The organism is Rhodoferax lacus (assembly GCF_003415675.1).
Classification (GTDB): domain Bacteria; phylum Pseudomonadota; class Gammaproteobacteria; order Burkholderiales; family Burkholderiaceae_C; genus Allorhodoferax; species Allorhodoferax lacus.
The window spans coordinates 24,097-31,760 of record NZ_QFZK01000030.1 but is presented as its reverse complement, the minus strand read 5'-3'; the positions used below and the strand labels follow the sequence as shown (position 1 = coordinate 31,760).

The following is a 7,664-nucleotide window of genomic DNA, read 5'->3' as shown; positions in this document are numbered from 1 at the left end:
CAGACCGGCTTCAACACGCTTCAAGGCAGCCATGATCTGGCTGTCGGTAAATCTTGACTTCTTCACGTAGAACTTCCTTCTTGGAAAATTCTACTTCTCGGACCTTTGGTTTATCGGGGGGATTACCCACGCTGCTGGTGATGGTTGCACTCGCGGCGGCTCTGGATGCCACTATAAGCGACCTTGTCAAGGAGTCCGATTTGGTGCATCCACGGAAAAATGCACCCAGGTCAGATATATGAATTTGGCCAGTTACGAGGCCGCGGTCAGTGTCGATGAGCCTTTCGCTGATTCACTGGAGCTGCGCGTCTGTGACGCCTCAAGGGTATAAGGGTTCCTCAAGGTGCTTTTGCTTGACAGTATCCAATTGCAAGGCGAGGCAGGTGAGCTCCGTGGCATGCCTAAGTCTGTAAGGCACGGTGTCAACCAAGCCTACGGAGAGTACCGGATGCAAAATCGGGGGATTACCGTGGGAGTCGCAAGGGCAAGTCAGTTGTCCCTTGCTGTCATGGACTGCGAATCGAGCTTTCCGATCTCACTGCGCTGGATTTTGCGATGCTTGCGAATGATAACGGTAGGAACGCACCGGGGTTTGTTTATGTGAACGCTGTGTAATCGGGACATGGCATAAGACTCACCACGTCCAGTCATCTGTGACCTCGTGATCGCCGCTTCCACCTCCCGGGTGTCCATCTTCTCGACCTGAGAGCCATTGACACGGACATAGCTGGACGGCCCTGTCCTAGCAAGCAAGCCATATTCCAACCCCATTCGAACAATGCCCATTACGTCGTATTCCCTAGGAGCGGAAACAAATGCCTTGACGGTGTGAACACCCAGAATAACTTCCAATTTTGGAGTGGGAGTGAAAGTGCTTTCCTGTGGCGAGAAAGAAAAGTGCCTGAACATTGTTCGAGTCCGTCCCTGAGTTAAGTAGGACCTATCGTGATGTCGATACATGCTGGGAAGTTTGCGAAATTCGGCATAGTCAGTACATACGCATCGTGAGGACCAACGCCGCTCAGACTAGCGATGCCGGCGTGGTCTGTTCGGCATCTCACGTAGCGAATCAATGAAGGACATACTCCTAAATGAAGAAGCGGAATTAATATAAGTCAAGCGGTGCGTCACGAGCATTGCCTGAAGCGTGACAATATGTAAATACAGGGCCTCTAGGCAGAGCGCTTGCAGACAAGGATTTCAAACTACATGCGGTTACAAAAGTGGTGCGGGTGTGTAAGGAATCCTCATAGCATGCCGACCATATTTTGTATATGGAGTGCTACGCATTATGTACACTGCAACGTCAACAATGGGACGAACTGGGCGGATTCTGAAGCCGCTTACCTTGCTCTCCATAGTCGCTCTGTGCGCCTGCGGTGGAGGAGGCGTTGGCAACGACGCTGCCGTCAGTGCAGACATCGCGCCTCGCATAGCCCGCGCACAGGCAATCCACAATACCACTGACAGTGTCGCTGCAATGGCAGGTTCCCAGCTTGTCGCGCCAAATGCTGCGGGACCGTGGACTCCCAATATATCGGATACCTGGCAGTGGCAACTCACAGGGACTATAAATACCGGCTACAACGTCAAAGTGTATGACGTCGACCTGTTTGACACCTCGAACAGTATTCTGACCACCCTGCACAGCCAAGGTAAGCACGTTGTTTGCTACTTCTCGGCTGGTAGTGGCGAAAACTGGCGCCCAGATTACGTAAAGTTCAATTCGGCCGACTTGGGCAATCCACTGGACGGATGGGCTGGTGAGAGATGGCTGGATACCCGGTCTTCAAACGTTCGCAGCATCATGAGCGCACGTTTGGACCTCGCTAAGAGCCGCGGCTGCGACGGCGTCGAGCCGGACAATGTCGATGCCTACACCAACCAGCCAGGTTTTTCATTGACCGCGCTGACCCAGCTTGACTACAACCGATTTCTCGCCAGCGAAGCACGTGCACGTGGCTTGAAAGTAGCCCTCAAGAATGACGTAGACCAGATCGTTGCATTGCAGCCCTATTTTGACTTTGCAATCAACGAGCAGTGCCACCAATACAACGAGTGTGTTGGATACTCAGCATTTACCAGTGCTGGAAAGCCCGTGTTTAACGCCGAATACAAGTCGAAGTGGGCAAGCAATGCTACCGAACGTGCCAAAATGTGTGCGAGTGCCGTAGCGGCGAATCTGAGAACCCTGGTGCTTCCGATGGCATTGAATGACCGGTTTCGTTACAGCTGCGACTGACCGGTCGGGTAGGTTGGCTGACAAAGTGGCATGAAGGGCATCAGGGTGGGCCTCCATCAAAGATGGAGGTAGCCTTTGAGGTTTTCTAGAGAATGAACCCCTAAGGCTGCATCAAAGTAAGGTTGATTCTGACTCGCTGCACGTATCGCGTTGAGCAATTCTTCCGAAGCGCTACCCTTGATGACATATCCTAGGGCACCGGCATCAACCATGCGGGCCACACTTTTCATATCCGCATGCCCTGAGAGGCCTACAACCCGCGCTTCAGGTGCAAAGGCCAGGAGCTTACGTGTCAGTTCGGCCCCATCCATGCCCTGCATTCCCACATCCATGCAGACTACGTCTATTCGGTCCTCGTGATACCAATCCAGGATGCTCTCGGCATTTGCTACTTCGAGCGTACCCTCAATGTCGTCCTGCAGTTCCAGAAACATGCACATTGCTTCACGGAACAGCTCATGGTCATCTACAAGCATGACACGCAGTTTCATGTCTTACTCCTTTCGACCTGTTCAGTTGCGCAGGCCAAAAGGGCATCCAACTGAAGAGGCTTGTACTGAATCGCGATACCTCGTTGCGACATCTTGCGGATCAAGGAGGGGTCGGTGTCACCAGTGATGATGAGCGCAGGCAAAGTGTCGCCGAATCGCGATCTCGCAGCCTCTATCACGTCATATCCTGTGATCTGTGCCGACAGCCGATAGTCGGCAATGATGATGTCGGGGGGGACACTGTCAAGAATGGCAAGGAGTGTCTTGCCATCCAGTGCGTATGTAACCTCATGACCAGCCGATTGCAAGGCGATGACGATGGAGTCCAGAACATGTACATTGTTCTCCACTATCGCAAAGTGCAGACTGCGCCTATGTCCATTAAATTGCCGATGCTTAATTGCTTGAACTGCGTGGCCGCTTGGCAACTCCACTGCAAACATGGAGCCGAAACCTTCCCGTGAGCGCACGCGTATCTTAAGACCGAGCAATTCAGCGGTCTTGGTCATGATCGCCAAGCCGAGTCCGCTGCCTGGGTTTTTCAGGGTTGTGTCGAGTTGGCTGAACTCCTCAAAAATGAAGTCGATCTTGTCAGCTGCTATGCCAATCCCAGTGTCCCAGATCTCCAGCCATGTGCGACCGTCGTGGTGCCTATAAGCCATTAGAACGCCTCCTTGATCTGTATAGCGAATAGCGTTGGAGAGCAGATTTCCCACAATTCGCCGCATTAACACAGGATCGGAATAGGCATATTGGCCGCAGTTACGCCAGCGCAGCTTCAAACTCTTGTTTACTGCCACGGGAGAATGCATGGACAGCAGTTTTTGCATGAATTCATCTAGAGAGAAATGCTCCAGGTGGGGCTTTACTACGCCCGCCTCGAGCTTGCTTACCTCGAGAAGATCGTTGAGCAACTCGCTCAATGCGGTGCAGCATTCGGTAATTTTGTTGACTAGGTGATGAAGCGAAGGATCTGCTTTGCGTTGCAGAGCTCCCACATACAAGGCCAAGGCTGCCAGCGGCTGACGCAAGTCATGCGAGGCAGCCGCCAGGAATTTTGATTTCGCCCGGTTCGCATGTTCCGCTACATGCTTTGCTGCGAGCAGCTCGTCTGCGATTCGCATGCGCTCGGTGATGTCGACAAGGGTGCCGGTTATGAATCTGGGGTGACCGTTACTGTCTTTTTCAACCATGCCATTGGCGAGTACATACCGCTGCGAGCCGTCGGGAAGCTGTATGCGATATTCCATCTGGTGAGGGCCAACGAACAACAGGGATTGTGCGAAGGCGGTACGCACACGTTCGCGATCCTCTGGGACTACCCTCTGCAAGAAGGCTTCGTAGCTGGGTACAACCGTACCCGGAGAATAGCCCAGCATCCGGAATTGCTCATCCGACCAGCGCACGTCGCCGCTGGACAAATCAGCTCGCCAACTACCCATGCTGGCAATACTTTGGGCCTGCGTGAGATGCTCCTGACCTTCCCGATAAGCCATTTCGATTCGTTTGTGTTCCGAAATATCCAGCGCAATACAGCCCAGCAAGGGAGGAAGGCCATGCCTTGGGATGGCGAATTTGTGGTCCTGGTACACCGCATGCAGGCCGTCAGGACGCACGATCGAAATTTCTGAAACCAGATACCCCACATCCAGCGCGTTTTGATCCGATGCATCCAGTCTGTGGGCAACATCGGGAGGGTAAAGGTCAGAAGACGTCAAGCCCGCCCAGTTGCCCAAAAGGAAGGTCTTTTCAAAATGGCGATTGGCGTACACCAGTTCGCCCCGTTCATTCTTGATGAAGGCAATTGCCGGAAGCGTATCCATGAACTGGGAGAACCTGGCGTCCGATTCAACAAGTGCCTGGTTACTACGCTTTCGCTCAGTAATGTCCGTGTGGGCAACCACTACACCCTGAATATCCTCCCCCATGGGCATTACCTTCATTTCGAACCACTCGGAACCCTCCGCGTGATGGCACGGGTATTCCATGGAAAATATCGGGAGATGGCCAGCCAATACGGCTTCGATCCCTTGAGTGGCCATCTGTGCATACGGATCCTGTGTAGTCGCAAAAGCCTGGCGACAAATTGCCAGGTAATTCGCCCCCACCCCCGTGCGAACGGCCGTTACACCGACCGCGCTTCCATGTCCCATCGCCACCTGCTTCCATGGCTGGTTGACTGCCACTATGGCCCCAAGCCTGTCCAACACAGCAATACGAGCGGGAACGGAATCAATAACGCAACGATTGAATTCGGCACTCGCGAGCAATGATTGGTTATGGCAGACGATGTCTTCCGCGCGCTTGCGTTCAGTGATGTCATGCAGCGCGATCCGAAGCACTGATGTCTCCCCCTGGAGCCGGGCCACCCGCGTCAACAATTGGGCCCAGAATGAACTGCCATCCTGTTTGAGCATTCTTAACTCAATTGCGCGTGTGTCACCGACCCTGACGAGATGCCTTTGCAGTAGGTAGCCGATATCTCGATCAGCAGGCAAGACCAGCTTCAAAAAAGCGTAGTTTCTCAATGACTCAATCGATCTGCCAACCAAGGATGCTAGGGTTTGGTTAGCCTGGATAATAAAACCGTCGTCAGCCACGCTGCAATAACCCACCGGGGCAAGATCATAGAGATCAAAATATTGTTCCTGCATGGAACGCAGTTCCATCATGGATTCGCGTAGCGCCTGATTCTGCAACTCAAGTTCAATCTGGCGAAGCCGCAATTCATGCAACATGGCTTGAGATACTTCCAAGGAATGCGGTAGCGTGAGTACATTGCTCAGTCCTGACTCATGCGTGGCACGGGTCTCTGCGTTGAAGCGCAGGTCAGGCGCAGGACATTCCGACAGAATGCTTTGGTCAGGGCATTTTTTGAGAGAGTCCATCGAAAGGTGTGGCTTCTTCAGAGATACGTTGTGGGGCTCTAGGAAACTGTCTGCAGGTACGCACGCCCTAGCAGCATAATTTGCGCACCTTCCCCCGGGTTGACCTGGTTTCGGTAGGGTTGCAGTCGCATGCGGTACAACTTACCTGTCGCAATCAAGAGTTCGATTTCCTGGGTCGCCAGGGTAGGGGCGCATGGACTTTACATTGCCCTTGGGCGTTCCAATTAGGTTAATGCAGGCAAGGGTTCTGTGCATGGGCAGGTCTCCTCAATGACCCTTCTGAAGGGCTTTTCCGATAAATGCCTGCAAGTCCTGCAAACAGATAGGCTTGGTATAGACGGCGATACCATGGTCTACCAAATTCTTCGTCAGATTGGGGTCCGTGACACCCGTTAAAACAATAGCAGCAATATCTTGGCCATACTGGTTCCGCAGTGATTCGATAACGTCCAGCCCTGAATGCTCGGACTCAAGTTGGAAATCAGAAATCACAATGTCTGGGGTCGTTTCCCCCAGGTTTTCTATCAACTCGGCCCCTGTAGCTCCGCTAAATACCGTGTGGCCAAGACTGTTCAGTGAAACCTCCAGGGCGGCCAGAATGGCCCGGTTGTCTTCCACCAGCCCAATAGTGAATACAGAGTGGCCGGGCAAAACCGGTAGGGGTGTAGGTGGAAGTTCATCGCTTACAGGCAATTCGATCGCGAAAACCGAGCCCCTACCGGGGCATGAGTCAACTCGCATTTTCAGGCCAAGAACGGAGGTAATGCGGGCTGCAATGGTCAACCCCAATCCGCTTCCCCGGTAGCGGCCAGCATCGCCAAGTTGCCTGAATTCTTCAAATATATGGACAATGTCACTTTGGGGTATACCTATGCCTGTGTCCCATACCTCAACCCACATCCGGCCTTGGCGATGTCGGGTTGCGATTAAGACACCGCCTTGAATCGTGAATTTAAGTGAGTTGTCAATCAGGTTTCCCAGGAGTCGCTTGAAAAGTTGCTGGTCGGTTCGCAGGACAATGCCTGGAGCATGTCTGCAACGCAGACGGAGGCCCTTCTTGGTCGCAGTTGCACCATAATTCGCAAGCATCGAAGTGCACAGTTCGTCGATAGAGAAAATTGATATGTTGGTTGCTGCGATGCCAGATTCGAGCTTGCTCATGTCCAGCAAATCATTGAGCAGTTCACTCAGGCTTGCCACACAGTTCTGTATGTTGGAAACCAAACGCCCATTACCTTCTTTGACAACGGTGCCCAGCATCCCCGTGTAAAGTGCCAAGGCAGCAAGTGGTTGTCGCAAGTCATGGCTGGCGGCAGCCAGAAATCGCGATTTCGAATGGTTTGCGGATTCTGCCTCAGCCTTCGCTTCAGTTCGTTCGGCGACACGCAATTGCAGCGTGTTGTTCAACTCCCCTAGCTCTATTTGTCTTCTTTTTAAAATTGCAAACCCAAGGAGAAGCACGAGCATCTGGGCAATCAGAAGAGAAATAATTAAATTGATCTGTTTTAGTGTGGCTTGGAACTGGTTCTCAAGTGCGATATAGATTCGGTTACTTGTTTCAAAGCTGAGCGCTTGTATCGGTTGTTGGAGCTCGTCCAACTGAAGTAGGGCCTTACCCAAAGCGTCAGTATTGATTTCGGGCGCATTAACTATCTGCCCGATTTGTACTTCAATGGTGGAAAACCTCTCTAGAACTGAACGTACCTTGTTGGATGAGGTAATTTCCGCTGCAGAAGGGCTGTTGGTCAGCAAGTCCATACGGCTGTGGGCAATATCCAGCCTCAAGAGGATGTCTTCCCTGTCAATGGGCTGGCTTGAGACTAAGGCAAGATTGATGGCCTGTCGAAGTCTCAGGACTTCACGATCAAACTGAAAGACCAGTGTGATGGGTGACTGAGGTCGTATTTCCAGTTGATCTTGAATCGACTGTCTTTGGTTGAGCTCAAAAAGGATCAGCGTTAGCAACAATCCAAAATATATGCATCCAATGCTTGCTTCCCACATCAAGGTATCTTTGGGTTGGTAGGAAGTTCGCATCACAGC

The 7,664-nt window shown here is 52.3% G+C and carries 4 protein-coding genes; 1 reads left to right on the top strand and 3 read right to left on the bottom strand.

Features of this window, described 5'->3' with window-relative positions:
• Positions 1 to 1,480: 1,480 nt before the first annotated feature.
• Complete coding sequence (locus tag DIC66_RS21665) at positions 1,481 to 2,242, top strand: endo alpha-1,4 polygalactosaminidase (RefSeq protein ID WP_233506061.1); 762 nt, start codon at positions 1,481 to 1,483, stop codon at positions 2,240 to 2,242.
• A 56-nt stretch (positions 2,243 to 2,298) separates the two neighbouring features.
• Here the strand turns inward: DIC66_RS21665 and DIC66_RS21660 are convergent, their stop codons facing one another.
• The 3 genes from DIC66_RS21660 to DIC66_RS21650 all read right to left on the bottom strand — a co-directional run bounded on the left by DIC66_RS21660 (position 2,299) and on the right by DIC66_RS21650 (position 7,658).
• Entirely contained in the window at positions 2,299 to 2,733 is a 435-nt protein-coding gene (locus tag DIC66_RS21660; protein WP_117180269.1) for a response regulator, read from the bottom strand.
• Positions 2,730 to 5,621 carry a PAS domain-containing hybrid sensor histidine kinase/response regulator gene (locus DIC66_RS21655; protein ID WP_117180268.1) on the bottom strand — a complete coding sequence of 964 codons (2,892 nt, stop codon included), beginning with the start codon at positions 5,619 to 5,621 and terminating at the stop codon, positions 2,730 to 2,732. The genes DIC66_RS21660 and DIC66_RS21655 overlap by 4 nt, the downstream gene beginning before the upstream one ends.
• A 267-nt stretch (positions 5,622 to 5,888) precedes the next feature.
• On the bottom strand, positions 5,889 to 7,658 hold the full coding sequence (locus DIC66_RS21650; RefSeq protein WP_117180267.1) for an ATP-binding response regulator: 1,770 nt from the start codon (positions 7,656 to 7,658) through the stop codon (positions 5,889 to 5,891).
• Positions 7,659 to 7,664 lie beyond the last annotated feature (6 nt).

What these genes read in the sequence shown, in the direction of transcription:
- DIC66_RS21660 (WP_117180269.1), bottom strand. Translation starts at nt 2,733, where the DNA reads ATGAAACTGCGTGTCATGCTTGTAGATGACCATGAGCTGTTCCGTGAA.
- DIC66_RS21655 (WP_117180268.1), bottom strand. Translation starts at nt 5,621, where the DNA reads ATGGACTCTCTCAAAAAATGCCCTGACCAAAGCATTCTGTCGGAATGT.
- DIC66_RS21665 (WP_233506061.1), top strand. Translation starts at nt 1,481, where the DNA reads ATGGCAGGTTCCCAGCTTGTCGCGCCAAATGCTGCGGGACCGTGGACT.
- DIC66_RS21650 (WP_117180267.1), bottom strand. Translation starts at nt 7,658, where the DNA reads ATGCGAACTTCCTACCAACCCAAAGATACCTTGATGTGGGAAGCAAGC.